Source organism: Flavobacterium aquicola (genome assembly GCF_003385115.1).
GTDB classification, from domain to species: Bacteria; Bacteroidota; Bacteroidia; order Flavobacteriales; family Flavobacteriaceae; genus Flavobacterium; species Flavobacterium aquicola.
This window is the reverse complement of the sequence record NZ_QUNI01000006.1, coordinates 190,786-214,921: the sequence shown is the minus strand read 5'-3', so window position 1 is coordinate 214,921 and position 24,136 is coordinate 190,786. Positions and strand designations below refer to the sequence as shown.

The window sequence follows — 24,136 nt, the reverse complement described above, 5'->3', positions numbered from 1 at the left end:
GTCAGCAGTGGTCAGTCGCCAGTAATCAGTTACTGAGAGTACTGCCAACTGAATACTGAGAACTGAATACTGAAAAAATGGGTTTCGAGATAGATGAATATTTAGTCGGGAAGTTTTTTAAGCATTTAAAAAGCCGAAAAAAAATAAGTCCCGAAGTGGAAGCCAGAACGGTTACGCTTGCGAAGATACAGTCACGTCTGACGATAATGGCGCGTGCTTTGACGGGAAATCCAATCGAAATATTTCCTGCCGAAAGGGAAGGAGGGTACAAAAACAATAATTTTTTCCTCCCCGTTTCGTATGCCGAATTCTCTACGATTGAAGAAAATCTAGCTTTTTATCACTTTAGGATTTTGTATTTAAGTATTCAACAGCGTTTAAACTTAAATTGGAATCCCGAAGATGCAGAGCCAAGTTTATTTCTTTCGCAACAAAAAGCATTGGAAACCTCCGAAGCAATTCTTTCGATTTTGTTTGAAGAATTTTCGTTTGACAGAGAGTTTTTGGCGAAAGCCAAAAAACATTTTATCGAAAAACAGGATGCCAAAAACGAACCTGATTTTTCTTTTCTTTTTGGCAAATGGATGAAGAATGAAGTGGTTGTCGAAACTGAAAATGAACTGCAAAATTTCTCAGACAAGATTCAAAAACCTAACGAAATTCAGCCCTTAACAACACTGAAAGCACAGGCCGTTGAGGAAGTGGTTACGGTCGAACTTGACAAAAAACAACAGGAGGATTATGTGATGCTCCATAATTTTGAAAAAGTGGAAACGGCAGAGGAATTCAATGGAAATTGGCGTGATTTTGACGGTTCGGATGAACTTGAAGATCATCAGGATGCTTTGGAGGAACTCAATATGAAATTCACAGTCCGAGTTGACGACACGGCGCATTCCGTGTATCAGGCAGATTTTATTGAGAACACCACGATTTCAGAAAGTGCTTCGGTGGACGAAAAAGGTTTTCACCACAGTTATGATGAATGGGATTTTGCCAAAAACAGTTACAAAACAAATTTTTGCAAAGTATATCCAAAACTACAGTTAAAAACCGACAGCGATTATTACCAAAAAACAATTACAAAGAATGCCTCCACGCTGATGGGCTTGCGCAAAATGCTGACGAATGTTAACAACAAAATGCAACAGCAAAAACGACAAACCCAAGGCGATGAATTCGACATCGATGCCATTACCGACTTGTATGTAGATGTGCATTCCAGACGAACACCATCGGACAAAATTTATGTTTCGAATAGAAAGAAAGAAAAGGATTTGTCGATTCTGATTCTGTTGGATATCAGCCTTTCGAGTGATGGATATGCTTCCGGAAACCGTGTGATTGATGTGGAGAAAGAAGTTTCGATTTTGTTTGGGGAAATACTAAACGAGTTCAATATCGATTTTTCGATTGACAGCTTTTATTCCAAAACCCGAAATTACTCGACTTATTTAACCATCAAGGATTTTGACGAAAATTGGAACGTCGCCAAACACAAAGTAGGAGCTGTGGAACCCAGTGGTTACACCCGAATCGGGTCGGCTTTGCGACACGCGGGAGTGCGCCTCGACAAACGAAACACCAAAAACAAATGGGTTATCTTAATTTCTGACGGAAAACCCAACGATTACGATAAATACGAAGGGAAATATGGAATTAATGACGTAAAACAGGCCCTTCGGGAACTCAATTCAAAAAATATCAATTCCTACGCACTAGCCATCGAGGCTGAAGCCAAATATTATCTGCCCCAAATGTTCGGGCAAAACCACTACCAGATTTTGACAACTCCCGTCGTGCTGTTGCAGTCGCTAGTGAAATTATATGAGAAGATAAAGCACCAAAAATAAGACTATCATTAACCATATAAGGCATATAAGTTCCATATAAGGCACGCTTAAATGCCCTTGGATGTCTTAAATGGTTAAAATAAAATGGTTCAAAATTTAATTAAAATGACAGATACAACAGATACCCCAGTATTGCCCGAAGGTCATCCCGTTTGGATTTACTTTCAGGAAAAAGAATTAATAGTGTCTCTTTTGGAAGAGATCAAAAATGTTGACCCAGCGATTGATTTACCAAAATATACCAACATATTCAATCAACTGCTAACGATAGAGAAACGTTTTGCTCGCAAGGAAAATCAGCTTTTTCCTTTTTTGGAAAAAAAAGGCTGGGTTGGTCCGTCGCAGGGAATGTGGTCTTTCCACGATAATTTGAGAGAGCAAATCCGCTTGATTCAGTACTATGTCAAAATGAACAATCCCGATAGAATAGCAACTAATACTACTTTTTTGGTGGACGGAATCTATCGATTGTTGGGTGTGGAGGAAAATGTGCTGTTCCCAAATGCACTAGATATTCTTACCGAAAATGATTGGATCGAAATGCGCAAAGGCGAAGAGGAAATCGGCTGGATGCTTTCACAAACGCCACCGTCTTTCCCAAAAGTCGAATACATTCACCCAAGTGAAGATTTCACCGTGAGGGAAATGCCTTTTTCGTTGGAAAATACCTCGCATTACGACGAAGGTTATATGACCGTGGAGCAAGTGAATCTGCTTTTGAGAACGATGCCGTTGGACTTGACTTATGTGGATGAAAACGACAGGGTCATTTTCTACAATCGAGGAGAAGAACGAGTTTTTCCGAGAAGTGCAGGAATCATTGGTCGTGAAGTGAAGTTTTGCCATCCGCCAAAAAGCGTGGGAACGGTGCTGAAAATCCTCGAAGAATTCCGCAAAGGAACTCAAAATGAATCCTCGTTTTGGATCAACTATAAAGATAGATTGATTTACATCCGCTATTTTGCCGTGAGGGATGCTAATAAAAACTACAAAGGCGTAATCGAAATGTCGCAGGATATCACCGATATTAAGAAAATTGACGGTGAAAAACGTTTGTTGGATTGGGAATGAAAAGATTTCTGATTTTTGATTAACGATTTTTGGTTTCTGATTTTGAAGCAGAAAGATTAGTTTTTTAAGCATTATCCACAAAAGAAAAAGCTGAAATAATCGACTTCGTTTTTCAATATCTAAAATCTTTGATTATTCCTCTATCGTTTAGCACAAAATCATAAATCTAAAATCGTTAATCTTCAATCTAAAATCAAATGGAAAGTTTAAAAATAAACTACAAAAACATCTACTATCCCCCTGGAGGCATCCTGATGTGGATCATCATTTTTTTGGAACTCATCACTTTCGGGATGGCATTGCTGGCATTTGTGTATTACGGAACCGAGAACGCCACAGTTTTTCATGAGTCGCGAATGGAATTGAATACGGTTTTCGGAACAGTGAACACTATTTTCTTATTGACCAGCGGTTTTTTTATGGCCAATGCTGTGCATTTGTTCAAAGAAAACGAAGTTAAGAAATCTTCTTTGTATTTTAAATTGGCAATGCTTGGCGGATTTTTATTCTTGGCATTAAAAAGCGTTGAATATTACCATAAAATAGAAAGTGGGATTACTTTGGACACCAATATGTTTTACACCTTTTATTGGCTGTTGACTGGATTTCACGTTATCCACGTGATTATGGGATTGGTCATTTTGGTGTGGACAAACTACGGAATGACTAAGAAAAATTCTGATACTACAGTTGAAGATATTGAAGCTTGCGGAGCTTTTTGGCATATGTGTGATTTGATTTGGTTACTGTTATTTCCAATTCTTTATTTATTTTTTTAATTATGGAAAAATCATTAATTTTAGTCTATATTTTATTGTTAATAGTCACTTTTACAGTTGTTTGCATGGTTGGTTGGTATGGGAGTTCAGATGTTGTTGCTCCTTTGATTATGCTGTTTGCGGTGGTTAAATTCCTATTAGTGGCTTTTCAGTTTATGGAATTGAAGAAAGCGCATTCGTTTTGGAAAATTAGTTTGACGCTTACATTAGTTTTGTTCACAGTTTTGGTTATTTCGTTAAAGTGAGAATCATAAAAAAAAGTTAAGGAATATGATATTTATCATCCTTTTTTTGAAACTGATATTTTAATTTTACACTATAAAAGATATAATTGTCCGTAATTAAAATCTATTCTAAAACCAAAAATAAAAATGAAAAGACCATTAAAATTTAGCGAACACTTTGGCTTGAAAACCTTGGTATTGCTTGCAGTATTTTGTATTACTTCATGCGGTAAAAAAGAAGAAGAACACGATGCCAAGTATTATGAAAAAATTAAAGTTGAAGGCCAAAAAGAAGCCGAATTGACAGCTCCGCCTTTGGTTCCAAAACCAGTAGGTGACCGACCAGCAATGAAATTGGTCGTAAATATGGAAATCAAAGAACAGGAAGGAGAAATGGCCGATGGGGTAAAATATACCTATTGGACTTTTGGAGGTTCCGTTCCAGGAAGTTTCATCAGAACCAGAGTGGGTGATGAGGTTGAATTTCATCTCAAAAACCATCCAGACAATAAAATGCCTCACAATATCGATTTGCATGCTGTGACAGGACCAGGTGGAGGAGCAACATCATCATTGGTAGCACCAGGACACGAAAAAGTATTCAATTTCAAAACTTTAAATCCAGGTTTGTATGTGTATCATTGTGCGACAGCTCCAGTGGGAATGCACATTGCAAACGGAATGTACGGTTTGATTTTGGTTGAACCAGAAGGAGGATTGCCACCAGTGGACAAAGAATACTACATCATGCAAGGGGATTTCTATACCAAAGGTGCTTATGGAGAACAAGGCAAACAGCCGTTTGACATGAATAAAGCTATCAAGGAAGAGCCTGATTATGTGGTTTTCAACGGAAAAGTGGGAGCTGTTGCCGGAGACAAAGCAATTACTGCCAAAGTTGGCGAAACAGTACGTATTTTTATGGGTAATGGAGGTCCTAATTTGGTTTCTTCATTCCACGTAATTGGTGAGATTTTTGACAAAGTACACATCGAAGGAGGAGAAATGATTAACAAAAATGTACAGACAACATTGATTCCGGCTGGAGGTTCTGCGATTGTGGAATTTAAAGTAGACGTTCCTGGTACATTTATCTTAGTGGATCACTCTATTTTTAGAGCATTCAACAAAGGAGCTCTTGGAATGCTGAAAGTAGAAGGGGAGGAAAACAAAAAAGTATATTCAGGAACAATTCAAGAAGGAATTTACCTGCCTGAAGGCGGTACGATTCAAAACATGCCAAAAGAAAATGGCGTTGCAAAAAGTATTGTTGCCAAAACAGTTCCTGAACAAATTAAATCGGGTAAAGAATTGTTTGGAAGAACTTGTTTTGCCTGTCACCAATCGGAAGGGCAGGGTGTTCCAAATGCGTTTCCTCCATTGGCAAAATCAGATTTCCTGAATGCGAATCCTAGTAGAGCAATTAGTGCTGTATTACACGGATTGAGCGGTGAAATTACAGTAAATGGAAAGAAATTCAATAATGTGATGACGAGCCAGAATTTAACCGATGAAGAAGTTGCTGATGTATTGACTTATGTTTACAACAGCTGGAGTAATAACAAAACAACAGTTACTCCTCAAATGGTAAAAGCTGTGAGAGCAAAACCTGCTCCTAAAGCAACGGGAGAACATTAATACACAATGGTTATACCCATTATTGTCATTCCGACGGAGGAGGAATCTTCGTTAGTATGTCCGCAAACTAAGTCCTATTCGTTATGGAGCTACTTGTGGGGATGCTTCCTCCGTCAGCATGACAAGTTTGAGGATTATTGGAATGTTGAAAAGCTTCATTCGTAGAGCATATAGCTAAGTTTAATAAAATCATCTGAACTCGTTTTTTTAATTTTTAGAAATCTCGTAAAAAAGCAGAATGTTCCCTTTTAGCCCCGATAGAAGTGAAAATCCTTGTGTGCCGGGGTTCGGCACACAAGATTGCAACGGATAGCGGGTCAAAACTTCCTGAAAATGCACAATCTTTCTGCTCCAAAAAATAAAAATCAAATTCAGTTTAAAATTTTCAAAAAAAAAAATAACTAATAATAAAAAAACAATGAAAAAGTATATTCTTTGCATCGCAATGATGGGATTAGGTTTGAAAGGCTTTAGCCAAGATGTAAATAAAGGAAAAGGAGTTTATACCAAAACCTGTATTGCCTGTCATCAGGCGACAGGTGCTGGAATTCCAGGTGCATTTCCACCATTGGCAAAATCGGATTATTTGAATGCTGACGTGAACCGCGCCATCAAACAAGTAATCAAAGGGTCTAATGCTCCGATTACCGTAAACGGAAAAAAATACACAACTGCGATGCCTCCGCAGGCTTTGAGTGACCAGCAGATTGCTGACGTATTGACTTACGTTTACGCAAACTGGGGTAACACCAAAAAAGTGGTGACTGTAGCGATGGTGAAAGCCCAAAGAAAATAATATAACTAAAGCCAAAGAGTAATGATTTCAAGAATAAAAACAGCAATTTTCTTTTTATTATTTATAAGTTCTCTTTGTGCTCAAGATGTTAATATGGCAGCTATAGATGGGGGGACTTTTGTCCCCCTTTATGGTGCTACCAACAAAAAACCGGTGAAAGTTGCGCCATTCAAGCTGGATGTTTACCCAGTTACTTATGAGCAATATTTGGCTTTTGTGAAGAAATATCCAGAATACAGCCGATCTAAAATGAAAGGATTATTTGCCGATAAAAGTTATCTGTCTCAGTGGAAAAGTGATTTTGATTTTGGAAAAAATAATCTAAGTAATGCACCAATAACAAATGTTTCGTGGTTTGCTGCCAAGAAATATTGCGAGTGCCAAGGCAAAAGACTGCCTACTATGGATGAATGGGAATTTGTGGCGATGGCCGATGAAAAAAGGGTGGATGCCCGCACCAAAGAAGAATTCAATAAATACATTATGTCTTGGTATGAAAAGCCAAATGCCTATGCGAATCCGATAGGGAAAACTTTCAAAAATTACTGGGGAGTTTACGATATGCATGGATTGGTTTGGGAATGGACGGCTGACTTCAACAGCATTTTCCTTTCGGGAGAATCCAGAAAAGACAAAGCTACCGACAAGAACCTTTTTTGCGGAAGCGGATCAGTAAACGCCACCGATTTGATGAATTATGCCGCTTTTATGCGTTACGCTTTTAGGGGAAGTCTTAAAGCAAATTATACTACAAGAAACTTAGGTTTTAGATGTGCCAAAGATTAATTCGTACTTTCTTAAACCAACCAAAACCAATCAAAAATATGAAAGGTATTTTAGACCAAAATCGTAAAGGGATTTTTAAAACAGCATGGTATTTTTTACTTGTTTTACCCATTTTTGCTTTTTTTTTAGTTATTCAAAGCTGTAACAAAAAAGAAAGTACTGCTAAGGAGAAACCTATTTCTGACTTGTCGATTTACAATTTGCCGTCAAAGTGGACCACACAAAACGGGCAGAATATTGAAATGAAAGATTTAAGGGGGAAAGTACTCGTAATGGTCATGATTTATACTTCCTGTAAATCGGCTTGTCCGCGTCTTGTGGCTGATATGCGTAATATCGAATCGCGTCTGCCAAGTGATGTCAAGGAAAATGTAAAACTGGTGCTAGTGAGTATTGACCCAGAAGTGGATACGCCAAAAAGGTTAAAAGACTTTTCGATTGAAAATAAAATGGAAGGTGATCAATGGCTATTCTTGCGTTCGACAGAAGAAAATACCAGAGAGTTTGCAGCAGTTTTGGCTGTTAATTACAAAAAAATATCTCCGATGGATTTCTCTCATTCCAATATCATAAGCGTTTTTAATGCCGAAGGCGAATTAGTCTATCAGCAGGAAGGATTGGGTGTGAACTCGGATGCTACGATCAATAAAATTACTGAAGAATCTACCAAACTAAATTAAAATTTCACAAATGAAGATGTTTCAAAAAATGATACTGGGAGTTGTTCTTATTGCCAGTGTGAATGCTTTTGCTCAAGAGTTTGATGCCAACTTGCAGATTAAGCCTCGTTACGAGTTTAGAAATGGTTATAGAGCTCCAATTCCGTATGGAGAAGCACCGGCTCAGTTTATAAATTCCAGAGCGCGTTTGAATTTGAATTTCAAGCAGGATCAATTTGTTACCAAATTTACTATGCAGAATGTCCGCATCTGGGGTGATGTAGCGCCAAATACCAAATCGGATGTTAACGGAATTCAGATTTTTGAGGCTTGGGCACAATACAATTTCAATGAAAAATGGAGTACCCGCATAGGACGTCAGGTAATTTCGTACGACAATCAGCGTATCCTTGGTGAAGCCGATTGGGCACCGCAGGCGCAAAGCCACGACGCTGTATCGGTAACTTATAAAAACATCAAAAACCACTTGGATTTAGGTTTTGCCTTAAATGCAAACGGAGAATCAGATATTGCTGTACAATACACAGTTGCTACTTACAAAGCAATGCAGTACGCTTGGTATCATACCGAATTAGGTAAATTAAATATGAGTTTGCTGTTCTTAAACACTGGTTACGAAAATAAATTAACAGCCCCAATCCCAACACCAACACCCGAGTTGAAAGTGGATTATATGCAGACTTTTGGTACTTATATGAATACCAAAGGCAAATCTTGGGACGGAAATCTATGGTTTTATGGACAAACCGGAAAAAACAATACTTATTCCGTAAGTGCTTTTGATGCAGCGCTTAATTTCAATTATGCTGTAACCGATAAATTCAAAGCAGGTTTGGGTTATGAGTTTCTTTCAGGGAAAGGGCAAGACAATTCCAGTACCGACATAAAATCGTTCAATCCTCTTTTTGGAACTAACCACGGATTAAATGGTTATATGGATTATTTCTATGTAGGTAATCATAAAAATTCGGTGGGACTGCAGGATGCATTTTTGAAATTTGGTTATAACGTGAACAAATGGCAGTTTGGCTTATTGCCGCACGTTTTTAATGCAGCCAATACAGTTCTGGATGCTAGCGGAAACAAAATGGACGACTATCTTGGAACTGAAATCGATTTTACGGCTGGTTATGCAGTTCATAAATTTGTAAACTTAACTGGTGGTTATTCGCAGATGTTTGCAAGTGATACAATGCAGCGATTAAAAGGCGGTGATGTGGATCATACTAATAATTGGGGATGGTTATGTATTAATGTAAACCCTCAGATTTTTTCGTATAAAAAATAATTATTGATTCTATTGAAAATGTAAAAGGAGCTTCGAAATTGGAAGCCCCTTTTATTTCAATGAAATATCCTGTTTGTAATATGTATTTTAAGACCAAAGTTTAAAATATTAATGTATATTTTTGCAACGTGAAAAAAATAATATTCATAATCGTACTAATGATGCTGCTAAAACCGATATTTCCGGTTGTTGAGTACGTGGTGAATTATGAATATATTTCAAAAGTGCTCTGCGAAAACAAGGCAAAACCTCAAATGCATTGTAATGGTAAATGTCATTTGATGAAAGAACTTGCCAAAGCCTCTGACGCAGAAAATCCAAAATCATCGGATAAAAAAGGCTCAACGCAGCCTATAGAGGTGTTATTTTTTGAAGAAATTAAATCGTTTAAAATAAGCACTCTTTATTTTTCTTATACCAAAAAAACAAACCCTCGCTATTCTGACTTTTACTTCTATCTGAATAGTGATACTGTGTTTCGTCCTCCTATTTTTATTTCTTAAAATTTAGATCTGTTTACTAATTCTCTGTTGTTTGCAGCAGTGAACTGATGTGGTTTGTATTAAAATAATTGTTTTTGATACATACCATGATGATGTATTGTTTAAAAAAAATAAAAATTAAGAAAATGAAATTTCAAATAAAAAATATAATTGCAATAATATGTATAGCCTTAACTTTTGGTTCATGTTCCTCAGATGACACAGCTCCTACTGTAAACGAATTGGAAGGGCTTACAAAGTTCAAGGAAATTACAAATACAAATCATACAATAGAATTGTACTCGCACCAGCCAGTACAGCAGGGATATAATGAAATTTCCTTGAAAATTAAGGATAATGCATCTGGTAAATACATACAAAATGCTGCGATTAGCTGGCTTCCGTTAATGCACATGAAAATGATTACACATTCTTGTCCAAAATCGGCAATTGAAACAGCTGGCACAAGCGGTACCGTTTATAAAGGAACAATTGTTTTCCAAATGGCACAAAATGCCACCGAATATTGGGATTTGAAAATTGATTATTCAATTAATGGAACGGCTTATACAGCAACTTCAATTATTGATGTTCCGGCTTCGGCGAAACAAAGAGTGACTTCGTTTACTGGTACCGATAATGTAAAGTATATTCTGGCCTATGCTGAGCCTCATCACCCGAAAGTGGCTTTGAACGAAATGACGGTTGGTCTTTATAAAATGGAGTCAATGATGGATTTTTCTGTGGTTGATAATTTTAAAATTAAAATTGATCCAAGAATGCCAAGTATGGGAAATCACGGTTCGCCTAATAACGTAGATTTGACCCAAGCAGCTGCTGATAAATTATACCACGGAAAAATGTCTCTTACTATGACTGGCTATTGGAAAATTAATTTACAGCTTTTGAATGCAAATAATGAGGTTTTAAAAGGTGAAGCGATTACAGAATCTGTTCCTGCAAGCAGTATTTATTTTGAGTTAGAATTCTAATTTGGAATTTTAGTGAAGGGCCAAAAAAAAATCATTTTGGCCTTTTTTAAAATCTTATAATTCGACTAGATGAAAAAGCTTTTAATTCTAATATTTTTCTTTTTCCACATTGCAATTCCTCTTCTGGCTCAAGAAAAAGCAGTGGATACCCTTGCTCCAAAAACACTTACCGAAGTAATTGTTATTGGAAAAAAAACGCAGCTGTCTCAAAAACAAGCTAAGCCATTGACTACAGTAGATGATTATTTGCAACAGTCAGGAAAAGTTGATATGGTAAAAAGAGGCGGTTACGCATGGGAACCGCTGCTTAATAGTATGGCTACCGAACGGACGCTTGTAACTATTGATGGTATGCGTGTTTTTGGTGCGTGTACCGATAAAATGGATCCTATAACTTCGTATGTTGAGGTTTCAAATTTATCCGAAGCGACAATTGAGTCAGGACAGCAAGGCAGCTGTCACGGAGCCACGATAGGAGGGGCTATTGATTTAAAGAGAAACAGAAGCGGTTTTTCCGATTCGGGCTGGGAGGCAACGCTGAATTCGGGTTATGAAACCAATAGCAATCAGAAGATTCTGGGTACGGCTATTAATTATACAGCTTCTAAATTCTATATCGATACCGATTTTATGTTTCGGGATGCCGGAAATTATGACGCCGGAAATCATGAGGAAGTTCTGTTTTCTCAATTTCGAAAATTCAATATTTCAGGAACTTCGGGTTTTTCTTTTAAAGAAAATAAATTGATTGAAGCCTCGGTAATTTATGATAAGGCTACTGATGTTGGATATCCCGCGCTTCCTATGGATGTTTCTTTGGCGGAAGCCTTGATCACATCTTTAAAATACGAATATGCTCCAAAATTGCCATTGCTGGAAAAGTGGGAAACCAAAATCTATTACAATACCGTAACGCACAAAATGGATGATACAAAACGGCCTTTTGTTCCTGTACATATGGATATGCCGGGCTGGAGTGATACCTACGGGTTTTATTCTAAAGTGAACGGCGTTTATAATGCACACCATTTTACAGCTGATTTGAATTCGTTTTACAACCGCTCGATTGCGAGTATGACAATGTATCCATCAGATCCTAGTGAAAACTTAATGTTTATGTATACTTGGCCAGATGTCAGGACGCTTTATAATGCTCTTTTTTTAGAAGATAATTATGTGCTGAATTGTCATTCGAGTTTTAAATTCACTGCCAGTATTGCAAACCATTTCAATAAAGTATCCAACGAATTGGGGCTGGAAAGTCTGCAGATTTTTTATCCCGATATGAAGGATAGTAAGAATCGTATTTTAAAGAGTTTTTCAGCTGCTTATTTAGTAGATAAAAGTTATTTTTCCTATAGTTTAGGATTGGCTTACGGAGATCGTGCACCATCGGTTTCTGAAGGGTATGGGTTCTATTTGTTCAATAGTTTTGACCGCTACGATTATATTGGAAATCCAGAATTGAAAAACGAAAGTTCATTGGAAGGAAACGCATCTATTGGTTTTGCCACCGAAAAATTCAGCGCAAAATTAATGTCCTCATATTTTCATATTTCTAATTATATTGTAGGTAAACCCGATGATTCCTTAATTCCCATGACCATTGGTGCATCGGGAGTAAAAATCTATACAGCATTAGATTATGCGACAATTTTCAATACCGATTTTAGTTTAGAATATCAGTTAATGTCAAATTTAAAATGGACAGGAAAATTGGTTTACAGCTACGGAAAAGACAATCATCAGGATAATCTGCCATTTATTAGTCCGTTGCGATATGCATCTTCTGTTCAGTATCACATTAATAAATTTACATCCGAAATAGGTGTTCAGGGAAATGCTGTGCAGTCACAATATAATCCGTTTTATGGTGAAGACAGAACGCCAAGTTATGCTATTTTGAATGCTTCGGCAGGCTATAGTTTTGTTTTGGATAAAAGCAAATTGGGTTTAAAAGCGGGTGTCGAAAACATTTTGGATACTTATTATTCCACTTTTTCAGATTGGAATAATATACCCCGAAAAGGAAGAAACTTTTTTATGAACCTAAGTTTTGGATTTTAAAAGAGAAAATTAAGTTTGTTGAAGAAATTATAATTAGCATTTATAAAACAAAAAGGAACTCCGTCAAGAAGTTCCTTTTTTAGTATTTATATCAAATAGAGAATTACTCCACCAATTCCACAAATTTAAATTCACCTTCAACGGCAACTTTTGTCAAACCGTGTTTAGATAAATTTTTCATAGACGCATCCCATTTTTTACCGCTTAAATTCGCAGTAATTTTTAGCTGCTGAAGATCCATTTTATTTTCATTTCCTTTCAATAAATCAACGATAAATTTCTCTTCGTCTGATAATTCAACGGTCTGTTTTTTCTCCGGACGCATTTGCGGGAACAATAAAACCTCCTGAATAGAAGCATTGTTAGTCAAATACATAATCAAACGGTCCATTCCAATTCCCATTCCAGAAGTTGGAGGCATACCATATTCAAGCGCTCTTAAGAAATCCTCATCGATAATTCCGTTTGCTTCGTCATCACCTTTTGCTGCCAAACGCATTTGATCTTCAAAACGCTCTCTTTGATCAATCGGATCATTCAATTCAGAATATGCATTTGCGATTTCTTTTCCACAAACCATTAATTCAAAACGCTCTGTCAAATCCGGATTATCACGGTGCTCCTTACAAAGTGGAGACATTTCTTTCGGATAATCAGTAATGAAAGTTGGCTGAATATAATTTCCTTCGCATTTTGCGCCGAAAATCTCATCAATCAATTTTCCTTTACCCATTGTGTTGTCAACCTCAATTCCCATTCCTTTTGCTGCTTCAAACAACTCTTCTTCTGTCTTACCAGAAATATCAAAACCAGTAAAATGCTTGATAGAATCGGTCATTGTAACACGAGCATAAGGCGCTTTAAAGTTGATTTGATGTTCACCAAAAGTAACTTCACTTGTTCCGTTTACAGCAATTGCACAATGCTCAAGCAAACCTTCAGCAAATTCCATCATCCAGTTGTAGTCTTTGTAAGCTACATATATTTCCATTGCGGTAAATTCAGGATTATGCGTTCTGTCCATTCCTTCATTACGGAAGTTTCTGGAAAACTCATAAACACCTTCAAATCCACCAACAATTAATCTTTTCAAGTATAATTCATTCGCAATACGCATGTAAAGCGGAATGTCAAGCGAATTATGATGCGTAATAAAAGGTCTCGCCGAAGCACCACCAGGAATGGATTGCAAAACCGGAGTGTCCACTTCTAGATATCCTGCATCATTAAAATAGTTACGCATAGCACTAAAAAGCTTGGTACGTTTAATAAAAGTATCTTTAACGTGTTGGTTCACTGTTAAATCCACATAACGCATTCTGTAACGCAATTCGGCGTCGTTAAAAGCGTCGTGTACTTTTCCGTCTTCATCTACTTTTGGCAATGGCAGCGGACGCAATGTTTTACTCAAGAAAGTAAAACCGCTCACACGAATACATTTTGCACCAACTTGTGTAGTAAACAATTCACCTTCAATACCAATAAAATCACCCAAATCGGTTAATTTTTTGAATACTTGGTTATATAAAGTTTTATCATCGCCCTCACACAAAACATCGCGGTTCACGTACAATTGAATACGCCCTTCGCTATCCTGCAGCTCAGCAAAACAAGCTTTTCCTTGATCACGAACACTCATCAAACGTCCGGCAACAATCACCTTTTTACCTTCTTCAAAAGATTCCTTTATCTGCTTCGAAGTATGATTTACTGGAAAAAGATTGGCAGGATAAGGATTGATTCCCAAATTGCGTAATGATTGAAGTTTCTCTCTTCGGATGATTTCTTGTTCTGATAAGGCCATTATGTTCTGATTTTTAAGTCCGCAAAGATAACAAATTGATTGCAGATTTCAGAAAGCAGATTTTAGATTTTTTGGAGCACAAAATTTGGGTGTTTTCAAGAACATTTCTCCCGCTATCCACGGCAATTCCCGATTTAGAAAAACTACGGCAAAAAAGCCTTGTTTTTCTAAATCGGGAGATTTTCGCTTCTATCGGGGCTATTTTACAACTTTTGTTTTCATAAGTTCTCTGCTAGAGAAATAATTAAAAGAATGAAAATGTTAATTATTTAAAAACAATAATTGCAGCTGTAAGAAAACTAATTAACTTCGATTTTCAATAATTGTAGTTTTTAGGGTAACAATATTATTCAGTCAAATGAAAAAAGTTTTCTTATTGCTCATGCCATTTTTAATCATAAGCTGTCAAGTTACAGAAACGCTTCATCTCAATCCTGATGGGAGCGGAACTATTGAAGTTGATATGCTAAGGGATGAAAATAGTTATATGCAGATTGCTAAAGAAAACTATTCAAAGGAAGATGTCTACAAAGACACAACTTATGTTTTTGGAGATTACATTAAGAAGCATCATGAAACTTTTTCCAGAACTCCTGTTGCTGACCAAAAAGTTTTTTTAAGGTATTCAGATGTGAAAATTCATAAAAGAGCAAGTTCTTATGATAAGGAATTCCGAACCATTTATACTCAGAATTTTAGCAATGCTACTGATATTGTGGATTTTTCCAAAACCGATCATTATTTGGGCGACATCAAATATAATTATGCATTAAGTGCCGAAGAACATTATTATAATGTCTGCTACGATTATAATGGCAATCGTTTTCATCGCATCGTCACAGTTACGGATACATTGGAACAAAAAAAAGAATTCGATAAGATTGAAAAAATAAAAGCCGACTATAAAGGTTATAAACTGGTTCAGAATTATGTCTTGAATTACCATTTTCCCCGAAAGATTCAGTCGGTTTCCAATCCTCTTGCTAAAATTAGTGATGACCATAAATCGCTGTCACTGCAATTTCTGTTGTCAGATTTTCTGCAAAATCCAATCAGTACAAATCTGGAAGTAATTTTAGAACCAGAAGCTTTGGATTAAAATGAATTATCTTGACAGGTTTCCAAAACGGGTTGGGATGAGTTAAACATTCGTACATTTGCAAAAAAACAATTCTTAGAATCTCAAAATCTAAGAAATTTAGTGGTTTCAAAAAATGAATAAAAAAATTCAGCTTCAAGATTTAGGAAATAAAGATTATCAGGAAACTTGGGCATACCAAGAAGAACTTTTCAAGGGAATTGTCGATTTGAAAATTCAGAACAGGAGGGAAGAAACCACTCTTGAAACTCCCAATTATTTTTTGTTTGTGGAGCATCCTCACGTTTATACTCTAGGGAAAAGCGGCGACTTCAGCAATCTTCTTTTATCCGAAAAACAGTTAGAAGCCAAGGGAGCTACTTTCTACAAAATTAATCGTGGCGGTGATATTACTTATCACGGTCCCGGGCAGATTGTGGGTTATCCTATTCTGGATCTGGAAAACTTTTTCTCAGACATTCATAAATACCTGCGTTTTCTTGAAGAAGCCATTATTCTTACTTTACAGGAATATGGAATTGAATGTGGCCGCAGCGACGGAGAAACTGGAGTCTGGCTTGGTGCTGGTACACCATTTGCGCGCAAAATATGCGCAATGGGCGTTCGTGCGTCACGCTGGGTAACGATGCACGGATTTGCCCTTAACGTCAATGCCGATTTGGGATATTTCGACAATATTATTCCATGTGGTATTCGAGGAAAAGCGGTTACTTCACTTAATGTAGAACTTGGTGTTGAAAAAGTGAATGAAGCCGAAGTGAAAGCCAAAATCTTAAAGCATTTCTCCCAATTATTCGAAGCAGAGTTTATTACTTTTTAAACAGTTCGAGAAATAATTAGCACATATTTTTTTTAGTTTTTGTGTTTAATTTGTTGAATATCTGCTGTGTAATAATAAATCCGATTGTTTTAATTAACTTAGCATTTTTCTTTCAAAATTAGTAACGTATGCAAAGTGTAATTTCAAATTTATCGGAATTTTTAAAATTCAGCGAAGAAGAAGGAAACGCATTTGGAAGTATTTTAAAATTTAAAAAACTCAAAAAAGGGGAGCATCTTTTAGTAGAAGGAGAGTTTTGTAATTTTGGTGTTTTTATTCAAAAAGGCTGTATCAGACACTATTATTTAAATGATGGTGTAGAAGCAACAGGTAATTTTTTCTTTGAAAATGGATGGTATTCAGATTTTGAAAGCTTTTTATACGGAAAACCTTCAAAGATTAATATAGAAGCACTTGAAGACTGTGAATTATATTTAGCTTACAAAGATGATTTTGACAAATTAGTAAATCAATATCCTGTCTTTAATGATTTTTTGCGTGAGATGATGGAGCGAACAATCAAAGGACTTACAGGAAAAGGAATGTCCATGACATTGTTAAATCCCGAGGAACGTTATTTGGCATTAATAAAATACCGTCCCAAAGTGGTGGAAAGAGTTTCTCTAAAACACATCGCCAGTTATTTAGGCGTAAAGCCCGAAAGTTTAAGCCGTATCAGAAGCAGAATAACATTAAACGAAAAATCTTAACATAAGTCAATTTTTAAGAAATTTTGACTCTTTATTTTTGCTGTCATAATTGTAAACAAGTAAAAAATGAAAAGTATATTGCTGATTTTTTTAAGTCTTTTTGGCTTCACTATCTATGCTCAAACAGGCGTTATCAAAGGGAAAATAATTGATAAACAATCTGAAAAACCAATATCCGGCGCAATTATCACTTTAATTGGCGATGAAAACAGTCAGTCAGTTTCGGACGCTAACGGAAATTTTAAATTATCCGGCATTCCGCTGGGAAGGCAAAGTCTGAACATTAGTTTTACAGGTTATGAAAACACTTCAGTTTCAGATCTGGATGTGACTACGGGTAAAGATAATGTGCTGACAGTTTCAATGATTGAAAAATTCAATGCACTTGATGAAATTGTAGTGACTTCGGGATCAAATAAAGCCAAGCCGATAAATAAAATGGCAATGGTTTCGACCAAGCAGTTCAGCCCTGAAGAAGTAAACAGATATGCAGGAGGACGAAGCGACGTGGCGCGTCTGGTTTCAAATTTTGCAGGAGTCTCAACAGGCGACGACAGCCGAAATGATATTGTTGTCCGCGGTAATTCTCCATCTGGAATGCTGTGGAGACTGGAGGGAATTCCGGTGCCAAATCCGAATCATTTTGCAACTTTAGGAACCACAGGCGGTCCGGTTTCAGCGTTGAATCCGAATCTTTTGGCAAATTCTGATTTTTTAACCTCGGCTTTTCCTGCTGAATATGGAAATGCAATTGCGGGTGTATTTGACTTAGGTTTCCGAAAAGGAAATCCAGATGATTATGAATATATGATCAGTGTCGGTGCTTATCCCGGATTGGAATTTATGGCTGAAGGACCTCTTGGAAATAAAGGAGGTTCGTTTGTTGGTGCGGCAAGATATGGTTTTGTGGGTATTACGGGTTTGGCGGGCACAGCTGCACAGCCCAATTACAGTGACATCAGTTTTAATGTCGATTTTGGTAAAACCAAATTGGGGAATTTTTCGCTTTTTGGAATTTACGGAACTTCAGATATTGATTTTTTGGGTGCAGATATTGATAAAGATGATCCTTTTGCCACTAAGGATGAAGACAGTTATGTGACTTCTGGTTTTGCTTCTTTTGGATTAAAACACAATTTAGAAATTGGAAATAATTCGTATTTAAAAACTATTGTAGGTGCGTCTAATTCTAAAAATACCTACCAGAACTTTCGTTATTATGATTACGGCACGCCAAGCGAAAACAGACTGCCGTTTATTAATACGGACAATACCGAAAACAGAATCACATTCTCTACTTTATTCAACTCCAAAATAAGTAAGAAAGTAACATTTCGTGCCGGTTTGCTTTTCGAAAATTATTCTCTCGATGCGAATGTTACTTCCAGAGACAGACAGCAGGATAACGACGGAGACGGTTACCCCGATTTTGTAAAACTGATTAATAATGATGGAAATTACAATGTTTTTCAGCCTTTTGCACAGGGACAATTCCGTCTGACAGAGAAACTAACTCTTAATGCGGGTATCCACGGTCAGTATTTTTCGGTAAACGAAGAATTTGCTATTGAGCCCAGAACCGCTCTGTCTTATGCAGTAAATTCCAAAAACACTATCAGTTTTGGTTACGGTCTTCACCATCAGAACGTGCCGGCGCCGATATTATTTTTAAATGAATATGTTGGCGGAAGTCAGGTACAGACCAATAAAAACCTGGATTTAGTTCAAAGCCAGCATTATGTTTTGGGTTATGATGTGCGATTGGCTAAAAAATGGAGAGGTAAAATAGAACTGTATTATCAGGATATCAGTAAGGCGGGAGTAGAATCTTTTCCAAGTACTTATTCTACTTTGACGGAGGGTGCAGATTTTGGCTATTCGACAGATAAAACATCGCTGGTAAGTAATGGAAAAGGGTATAATCAGGGTATTGAATTTACTGCCGAAAAATTCTTCAGTGAAGGTTATTATGCTTTGTTTACGACTTCGCTTTTTGAAAGTAAATATGAAGGAAGTGATAATGTTGAAAGAAATTCACCTTTTAATAACGGTCATGTTGTTAATCTTTTGGCTGGAAAAGAATTTAAAATTGGAAAGACAAAGAAAAATGTGTTTTCAATTGATACAAAATTCACAACCGCTGGCGGACGTTATTACACGCCTGTGGATTTAGAAGCTTCGAATGATGCAGGTTATGAAATCACGGATGATGCCAATGCGTTTAGTAAACAATATGACTCATATTTAAGGCTTGATGTGAAATTTGGAATTAAATTTAACAGTAAAAAGAAAAAAAGATTCCATCAGTTTTATATCGATCTGCAGAATGTGACCAATCATACCAATGTTTTTCAGCTGGAATATAACCGACTGACGAATAAAATAGATCAAAAAGACCAGATTGGATTTTCTCCTGATTTTGGATATAAATTTCAGTTTTAATAAATGAGGCTTGTCAGTTTGATAGGCCTTTTTTATTGTTTAAAAAAGATCCAGTTCTAATTGTTCCGGCAATAGTCTGAAACTCATTCGGTGGTATTTTGTCGGGCCATGTTTTTTGATGGCTTCGCGGTGTTCTTTGGTTGGATAACCTTTGTTTTGTTTCCAGTTGTACATTGGGAATTCTTCGTGAATTTTATCCATATATTCATCGCGGTAGGTTTTGGCCAAAATAGAAGCTGCTGCAATGCTCAAATATTTAGAGTCTCCTTTTATGATGCTCTGGTTGGGAATTGATTTCAGTAATTCGATTTCAGCATTGCAGAATTGTTTTCCAAAAGTGTTTTTTAAACCCAATTTGGCATTCAAGGATCGATTGCCGTCTACAATGATAAATTCGGGAATTTGAGATAATTTTAAAATGCTTTCCTGCATTCCTTTCATCGATGCATTTAGGATGTTTATTTCGTCAATCTCCTCTGGATGCAGATGGGTTACTGCAAATGTGATGGCTTGTGATTCAATAATAGGTCTAAGCTGTCCCCGTATTTTTTCGGATAACTGCTTACTGTCGTTCAAAATACTATTTTCAAAATCTAATGGGAGTATGACAGCAGCGGCGGTTACTGGTCCAGCGAGGCATCCGCGTCCTGCTTCGTCGGTGCCAGTTTCGAAAACAAAGGAGGAGAAATTATTTTGAAGCATACAGGTTAAAATCTTTTTGTACTGCAAATATTGTGTTTTTTTTTGATTTTTGAAAAAGACAGTAAACAGTATTAATAGATAAAATTGTTATGGCTGATGTTTAAAACTTTCTAAGTCACTGCTGCTCCGCGAGAAGGATAGAAGCAATCCGCAGCTGCGGAGCGTATAGCCTGACACCATACCGGTAAAAGGGCGTATACCCGTAAAGTGAAATAGCCCTTTTATCGGGATGGTGGCTCGCCCTGATTATTTGAAAATATAAAGTGCTGGTTTGTAAAAAAAATATGTGTTAACGTTTACTTTATAAATTGGGTGTTTTTTTATTTATACGTTTTTATCCTTTACCTTTGCTGGATATATCTGTAAAATAATTGCCTAATTATAATTGTTTCAAATGAGGATTTTCTTTTCTTTAATTTTTTTGGTTTTTCCGGTACTCCTGTTTTCGCAGAAAAATAAGCAGGTTAACAGTGCTAAAGAAATGGATTATAACAGCAAATACAATTCTTCGGATTCCATAAAGAAGAAAAAAGCACCTGAGGCAACTTATGATATGTATCAGTTTATCACATTAGATCGGGATACTACTTATATCGATACAACTCAGTCTATCAGAAAATCGTATAGCCATAACTATTTGAGAAGAGATAATTTTGGACTTTTGGCTTTTCCTAATGATGGGCAGACATACAATACTTTGCAATATGGATTAAATGGTTTTTCGCCTTATCCGGAATTTGGTTTTACAGCAAAGCAGTTTAATTATATGAGAGCCGGCGATATTAAGTATGCCAATGTAGCGACTCCCGTAACCGAATTATATTTTAAGACAACCATACAGCAGGGGCAGTCGGCGGATTCCTATTTTGCTATCAATACTTCTCCAAGGCTTAATTTTTCTATAGCTTTTAGAGCGTTGCGATCCGAAGGAAGATACATAAATCAGCAGGCAAGATCAGGAAACTTTAGGTTTACAACGAGCTATAATACTAAAGATGGCCGTTATATTGCAAACCTGCATTATACCTCTCAGAGATTTGAGAATGAAGAAAATGGCGGTATTAGCAACGTAAGTGATTTTACTAGCGGTGACCCTGCCTTTGATAATAGACAGCGATTAGGAGTTTATTTTGAAGATGCAACTTCGGAATTAAAAGGAAAACGTTTTTTTATAGATCAGACTTTTAGAATCAATCCTAAAAAGGGGGCTAATAATTTATATGTTACTGAACAGTTCAATTATGAGAAGTTTGGCTATGGCTATACTCAAGGAACAATCGCTTCGTCAGTAGGCGGTACGGCTGTGTTTCGCTTTGGTGAGTCGTTTGTTGCCAGTGGGATAGACGATAAAACGAATTATAATAAAATGTACAACAAGGTTGGAGTGGTTTATGAGAATATGACTTTGGGATCATTTACTTTTTTTGCAGATGATCTGCATACGAATTATTTTTATAACAATATTTTATATTTAGATAATGATGTTACCGTTGGTAATTTACTAAGTCAGCGCATTAATACAATAGGAGGACAATATAATTATCGTAAAGACAAATGGAATGGCAAGGTTTTATATTCTAAATCATTAACAGATGATAATTTATTTAATTTAGATGCGTCGGCAGTATACGATTGGAATGATGAAAATCAATTATCATTTCGTTACCAAAGCATGAATAAACTGCCAAATAATAATTATAATTTATTTCAAAGCAGTTATAAAGACTACAATTGGTCTAATACTTTTGTGAATGAAAAAATTAATTCTATTAGTGCAAATGCTGATACCAAATGGGTTTCATTATCAATGCAGTTGAATAGTATAAACGATCATTTATATTTTGCTGATATAACCAATGCTTCCCAAAGGCAAGACAGTATGCAGATAGTAGCTCCTAAGCAGTATGGTAAAGCAATTAATTATGCTTCTCTAAAAGTTTCAAGGGAATTCGTAGTTGGTAAATGGGCTTTAGACAATACTTTATTATTCCAGAAAGTAGATCAGTCCGATGCGATTTTGAATGTTCCTGAATTTGTAACCAGAAATACATTGTATTATACTAATACTTTGTTTAATAATAAATTATTTTTCCAGACTGGTGTAGAGTTTAATTATTTTACCAGTTATTATACGAATAATTATAATCCTGTAATTGGCGAATTCTTTGTACAGGATAGAGTAAAAATTGGGAATTCCCCACTTATCGATTATTTTGTGAATTTTAAAATACAGCGTACCCGAATTTATTTTAAAGCGGAGCACATTAATTCATTGTTTTCTAAGAATGATTATTTTTCGGATGCGAATAATCCATACCGTGATTTCTTGATCCGTTTTGGGTTAGTTTGGAATTTCTTTAATTAATTTTATAACAAAATCACTCTAAAAAGTTAGTTTAGATAAAAAATAATACTAATTTTACTTCCATACGAACTATATAGAAATGCTATAGTTTAAGTTGTAACATCTGAAAAATAACTAAATGGAATACTCTGAAAACATATTAGGAACAATTGGGAATACTCCTTTAGTAAAACTCAATAAAATAGTTTCGGGAGTTGATGCGTTGGTTCTTGCCAAAGTTGAGACATTCAATCCAGGAAATTCGGTTAAGGACCGGATGGCTGTCAAAATGATTGAAGATGCCGAAGCTGATGGTCGTTTACAGCCAGGCGGAACTATAATTGAAGGAACTTCCGGAAATACAGGAATGGGACTCGCTCTTGTAGCAATCATTAAAGGATACAAATTAATCTGCGTGATATCCGATAAGCAGTCCAAAGAAAAAATGGATATTCTTCGTGCTGTTGGTGCAAAAGTTGTTGTTTGTCCAACAGATGTGGAACCAACCGACCCGCGTTCCTATTATTCAGTTTCTAAAAGACTGGCTGAAGAAACACCTAATTCCTGGTATGTAAATCAATATGATAATTTATCCAATTCATTGGCACATTACGAACAGACAGGACCTGAAATCTGGAAACAGACTGATGGAAAGATTACTCATTTTGTAGTTGGAGTAGGTACAGGCGGAACAATTTCCGGTGTTGGAAAATATCTTAAAGAGAAAAACCCGAATATAAAAATTTGGGGAATTGATACCTACGGATCTGTGTTTAAGAAGTACCACGAAACTGGAGTTTTTGATGAAAACGAAATTTATTCGTATATCACCGAAGGGATAGGAGAAGATATTCTGCCAAAGAATGTTGACTTTTCTTTAATCGATGGATTTACCAAAGTAACCGATAAAGATGCTGCGGTTTACACCCGAAAAATTGCTCTGGAGGAGGGAATATTTGTTGGAAATTCTGCTGGTGCAGCCATAAAAGGTTTGCTGCAGCTAAAAGAACATTTCAAGCCGGAAGATGTTGTAGTGGTGCTGTTTCATGATTCGGGAAGCCGTTATGTAGGCAAAATGTTTAATGATGACTGGATGAGAGAAAGAGGATTCTTAGAAGAGGAATTTACTAAAGCGGAAGATGTTGTTAAAGATCATATTGGGAAACAATTGATTGTAGTTCGTACTGAAGAATTGGTTTCGCACGCAATTGATCGTATGCGTAAGCACGATATTTCACAAATTCCAGTCGTTGATATTACTGGATTTGTTGGTTCTGTTGATGAAACTGATTTGTTTAGAAGTTATATGATTGATAAGAATGTAGTCGATAAACCAATTAAAGAAGTGATGGGAAAACCTTTTCCTATTGTAAAGTTAAGTACTCCAATAGAAGAAGTATCTAAGTTTTTCTCCAAAAATACAGATGCCGTTTTAGTTGATCTGGAAAATGGAAACCATCAGATTATTACAAAATCGGATATAATTAGATTGATGAAATAACGTATTCGAATTGCAGATTTTATCATTATTGAATCTGCAATTCAAAATTGAAAACTCC

The 24,136-nt window shown here is 36.3% G+C and carries 20 protein-coding genes; 18 read left to right on the top strand and 2 right to left on the bottom strand.

Annotated features, from left to right (window positions below; all coding sequences use genetic code 11):
- The first annotated feature begins 77 nt into the window (after positions 1–77).
- The 12 genes from C8P67_RS12285 (at position 78) to C8P67_RS12225 (ending at position 12,656) form a co-directional block, all read left to right on the top strand.
- The gene (locus C8P67_RS12285; protein WP_115813467.1) at positions 78–1,853 is read left to right on the top strand and encodes a nitric oxide reductase activation protein NorD; all 1,776 of its coding nucleotides are present in this window, start codon (positions 78–80) and stop codon (positions 1,851–1,853) included.
- Between the two features lie 105 nt (positions 1,854–1,958).
- Positions 1,959–2,924, top strand: a complete 966-nt coding sequence (locus C8P67_RS12280; RefSeq protein WP_115813562.1) for a DUF438 domain-containing protein — start codon at positions 1,959–1,961, stop codon at positions 2,922–2,924.
- A gap of 197 nt (positions 2,925–3,121) precedes the next feature.
- Positions 3,122–3,703 carry a cytochrome c oxidase subunit 3 gene (locus C8P67_RS12275; protein WP_115813466.1) on the top strand — a complete coding sequence of 194 codons (582 nt, stop codon included), beginning with the start codon at positions 3,122–3,124 and terminating at the stop codon, positions 3,701–3,703.
- A 2-nt stretch (positions 3,704–3,705) separates the two neighbouring features.
- Entirely contained in the window at positions 3,706–3,948 is a 243-nt protein-coding gene (locus C8P67_RS12270) for a cytochrome C oxidase subunit IV family protein (RefSeq protein WP_147298229.1), read from the top strand.
- A gap of 126 nt (positions 3,949–4,074) precedes the next feature.
- Entirely contained in the window at positions 4,075–5,565 is a 1,491-nt protein-coding gene (nirK, locus tag C8P67_RS12265) for a copper-containing nitrite reductase (protein WP_115813464.1), read from the top strand.
- Between the two features lie 418 nt (positions 5,566–5,983).
- The gene (locus tag C8P67_RS12255) at positions 5,984–6,361 is read left to right on the top strand and encodes a c-type cytochrome (protein WP_115813462.1); all 378 of its coding nucleotides are present in this window, start codon (positions 5,984–5,986) and stop codon (positions 6,359–6,361) included.
- A 93-nt stretch (positions 6,362–6,454) separates the two neighbouring features.
- The gene (locus tag C8P67_RS12250; RefSeq protein WP_245980445.1) at positions 6,455–7,147 is read left to right on the top strand and encodes a formylglycine-generating enzyme family protein; all 693 of its coding nucleotides are present in this window, start codon (positions 6,455–6,457) and stop codon (positions 7,145–7,147) included.
- 38 nt (positions 7,148–7,185) lie between these two features.
- On the top strand, positions 7,186–7,827 hold the full coding sequence (locus tag C8P67_RS12245) for an SCO family protein (RefSeq protein ID WP_115813561.1): 642 nt from the start codon (positions 7,186–7,188) through the stop codon (positions 7,825–7,827).
- 10 nt (positions 7,828–7,837) lie between these two features.
- Positions 7,838–9,115, top strand: coding sequence for an alginate export family protein (locus C8P67_RS12240; RefSeq protein ID WP_245980437.1), 1,278 nt, complete (start codon positions 7,838–7,840; stop codon positions 9,113–9,115).
- 158 nt (positions 9,116–9,273) lie between these two features.
- Positions 9,274–9,618, top strand: a complete 345-nt coding sequence (locus tag C8P67_RS12235; protein WP_245980436.1) for a hypothetical protein — start codon at positions 9,274–9,276, stop codon at positions 9,616–9,618.
- A gap of 125 nt (positions 9,619–9,743) precedes the next feature.
- Positions 9,744–10,589: a hypothetical protein gene (locus tag C8P67_RS12230; RefSeq protein ID WP_245980435.1), complete on the top strand. Its 846-nt coding sequence runs from the start codon at positions 9,744–9,746 to the stop codon at positions 10,587–10,589.
- A gap of 69 nt (positions 10,590–10,658) precedes the next feature.
- Positions 10,659–12,656 (top strand): TonB-dependent receptor plug domain-containing protein, encoded by a 1,998-nt coding sequence (locus C8P67_RS12225; protein WP_115813459.1) that lies wholly within the window; start codon positions 10,659–10,661, stop codon positions 12,654–12,656.
- Positions 12,657–12,759: 103 nt separating this feature from the next.
- On the opposite strand, the gene lysS is transcribed toward C8P67_RS12225, so the two are convergent.
- Complete coding sequence (gene lysS / locus C8P67_RS12220; protein ID WP_115813458.1) at positions 12,760–14,460, bottom strand: lysine--tRNA ligase; 1,701 nt, start codon at positions 14,458–14,460, stop codon at positions 12,760–12,762.
- A gap of 358 nt (positions 14,461–14,818) precedes the next feature.
- Between lysS and C8P67_RS12215 the strand changes: the two genes are divergently transcribed.
- The 4 genes from C8P67_RS12215 to C8P67_RS12200 all read left to right on the top strand — a co-directional run bounded on the left by C8P67_RS12215 (position 14,819) and on the right by C8P67_RS12200 (position 19,531).
- Positions 14,819–15,559 (top strand): hypothetical protein, encoded by a 741-nt coding sequence (locus C8P67_RS12215; protein WP_115813457.1) that lies wholly within the window; start codon positions 14,819–14,821, stop codon positions 15,557–15,559.
- A 115-nt stretch (positions 15,560–15,674) separates the two neighbouring features.
- Positions 15,675–16,379 carry a lipoyl(octanoyl) transferase LipB gene (gene lipB / locus C8P67_RS12210; protein ID WP_115813456.1) on the top strand — a complete coding sequence of 235 codons (705 nt, stop codon included), beginning with the start codon at positions 15,675–15,677 and terminating at the stop codon, positions 16,377–16,379.
- Between the two features lie 128 nt (positions 16,380–16,507).
- Positions 16,508–17,089 carry a Crp/Fnr family transcriptional regulator gene (locus C8P67_RS12205; protein WP_115813455.1) on the top strand — a complete coding sequence of 194 codons (582 nt, stop codon included), beginning with the start codon at positions 16,508–16,510 and terminating at the stop codon, positions 17,087–17,089.
- 66 nt (positions 17,090–17,155) lie between these two features.
- Positions 17,156–19,531, top strand: a complete 2,376-nt coding sequence (locus C8P67_RS12200) for a TonB-dependent receptor (protein WP_115813454.1) — start codon at positions 17,156–17,158, stop codon at positions 19,529–19,531.
- A 39-nt stretch (positions 19,532–19,570) separates the two neighbouring features.
- Here C8P67_RS12200 and C8P67_RS12195 read toward each other — a convergent pair whose 3' ends face one another.
- On the bottom strand, positions 19,571–20,233 hold the full coding sequence (locus tag C8P67_RS12195) for a ribonuclease HII (RefSeq protein WP_115813453.1): 663 nt from the start codon (positions 20,231–20,233) through the stop codon (positions 19,571–19,573).
- Between the two features lie 481 nt (positions 20,234–20,714).
- Here C8P67_RS12195 and C8P67_RS12190 point away from each other — a divergent pair, with 481 nt between their 5' ends.
- Both C8P67_RS12190 and C8P67_RS12185 read left to right on the top strand, forming a co-directional pair.
- Positions 20,715–22,598 (top strand): putative porin, encoded by a 1,884-nt coding sequence (locus C8P67_RS12190; protein ID WP_245980434.1) that lies wholly within the window; start codon positions 20,715–20,717, stop codon positions 22,596–22,598.
- A gap of 118 nt (positions 22,599–22,716) precedes the next feature.
- Entirely contained in the window at positions 22,717–24,078 is a 1,362-nt protein-coding gene (locus C8P67_RS12185; protein WP_115813451.1) for a pyridoxal-phosphate dependent enzyme, read from the top strand.
- Positions 24,079–24,136: the final 58 nt, after the last annotated feature.

What these genes read in the sequence shown, in the direction of transcription:
- C8P67_RS12285 (WP_115813467.1), top strand. Translation starts at nt 78, where the DNA reads ATGGGTTTCGAGATAGATGAATATTTAGTCGGGAAGTTTTTTAAGCAT.
- C8P67_RS12280 (WP_115813562.1), top strand. Translation starts at nt 1,959, where the DNA reads ATGACAGATACAACAGATACCCCAGTATTGCCCGAAGGTCATCCCGTT.
- C8P67_RS12275 (WP_115813466.1), top strand. Translation starts at nt 3,122, where the DNA reads ATGGAAAGTTTAAAAATAAACTACAAAAACATCTACTATCCCCCTGGA.
- C8P67_RS12270 (WP_147298229.1), top strand. Translation starts at nt 3,706, where the DNA reads ATGGAAAAATCATTAATTTTAGTCTATATTTTATTGTTAATAGTCACT.
- nirK (WP_115813464.1), top strand. Translation starts at nt 4,075, where the DNA reads ATGAAAAGACCATTAAAATTTAGCGAACACTTTGGCTTGAAAACCTTG.
- C8P67_RS12255 (WP_115813462.1), top strand. Translation starts at nt 5,984, where the DNA reads ATGAAAAAGTATATTCTTTGCATCGCAATGATGGGATTAGGTTTGAAA.
- C8P67_RS12250 (WP_245980445.1), top strand. Translation starts at nt 6,455, where the DNA reads ATGGCAGCTATAGATGGGGGGACTTTTGTCCCCCTTTATGGTGCTACC.
- C8P67_RS12245 (WP_115813561.1), top strand. Translation starts at nt 7,186, where the DNA reads ATGAAAGGTATTTTAGACCAAAATCGTAAAGGGATTTTTAAAACAGCA.
- C8P67_RS12240 (WP_245980437.1), top strand. Translation starts at nt 7,838, where the DNA reads ATGAAGATGTTTCAAAAAATGATACTGGGAGTTGTTCTTATTGCCAGT.
- C8P67_RS12235 (WP_245980436.1), top strand. Translation starts at nt 9,274, where the DNA reads ATGATGCTGCTAAAACCGATATTTCCGGTTGTTGAGTACGTGGTGAAT.
- C8P67_RS12230 (WP_245980435.1), top strand. Translation starts at nt 9,744, where the DNA reads ATGAAATTTCAAATAAAAAATATAATTGCAATAATATGTATAGCCTTA.
- C8P67_RS12225 (WP_115813459.1), top strand. Translation starts at nt 10,659, where the DNA reads ATGAAAAAGCTTTTAATTCTAATATTTTTCTTTTTCCACATTGCAATT.
- lysS (WP_115813458.1), bottom strand. Translation starts at nt 14,460, where the DNA reads ATGGCCTTATCAGAACAAGAAATCATCCGAAGAGAGAAACTTCAATCA.
- C8P67_RS12215 (WP_115813457.1), top strand. Translation starts at nt 14,819, where the DNA reads ATGAAAAAAGTTTTCTTATTGCTCATGCCATTTTTAATCATAAGCTGT.
- lipB (WP_115813456.1), top strand. Translation starts at nt 15,675, where the DNA reads ATGAATAAAAAAATTCAGCTTCAAGATTTAGGAAATAAAGATTATCAG.
- C8P67_RS12205 (WP_115813455.1), top strand. Translation starts at nt 16,508, where the DNA reads ATGCAAAGTGTAATTTCAAATTTATCGGAATTTTTAAAATTCAGCGAA.
- C8P67_RS12200 (WP_115813454.1), top strand. Translation starts at nt 17,156, where the DNA reads ATGAAAAGTATATTGCTGATTTTTTTAAGTCTTTTTGGCTTCACTATC.
- C8P67_RS12195 (WP_115813453.1), bottom strand. Translation starts at nt 20,233, where the DNA reads ATGCTTCAAAATAATTTCTCCTCCTTTGTTTTCGAAACTGGCACCGAC.
- C8P67_RS12190 (WP_245980434.1), top strand. Translation starts at nt 20,715, where the DNA reads ATGGATTATAACAGCAAATACAATTCTTCGGATTCCATAAAGAAGAAA.
- C8P67_RS12185 (WP_115813451.1), top strand. Translation starts at nt 22,717, where the DNA reads ATGGAATACTCTGAAAACATATTAGGAACAATTGGGAATACTCCTTTA.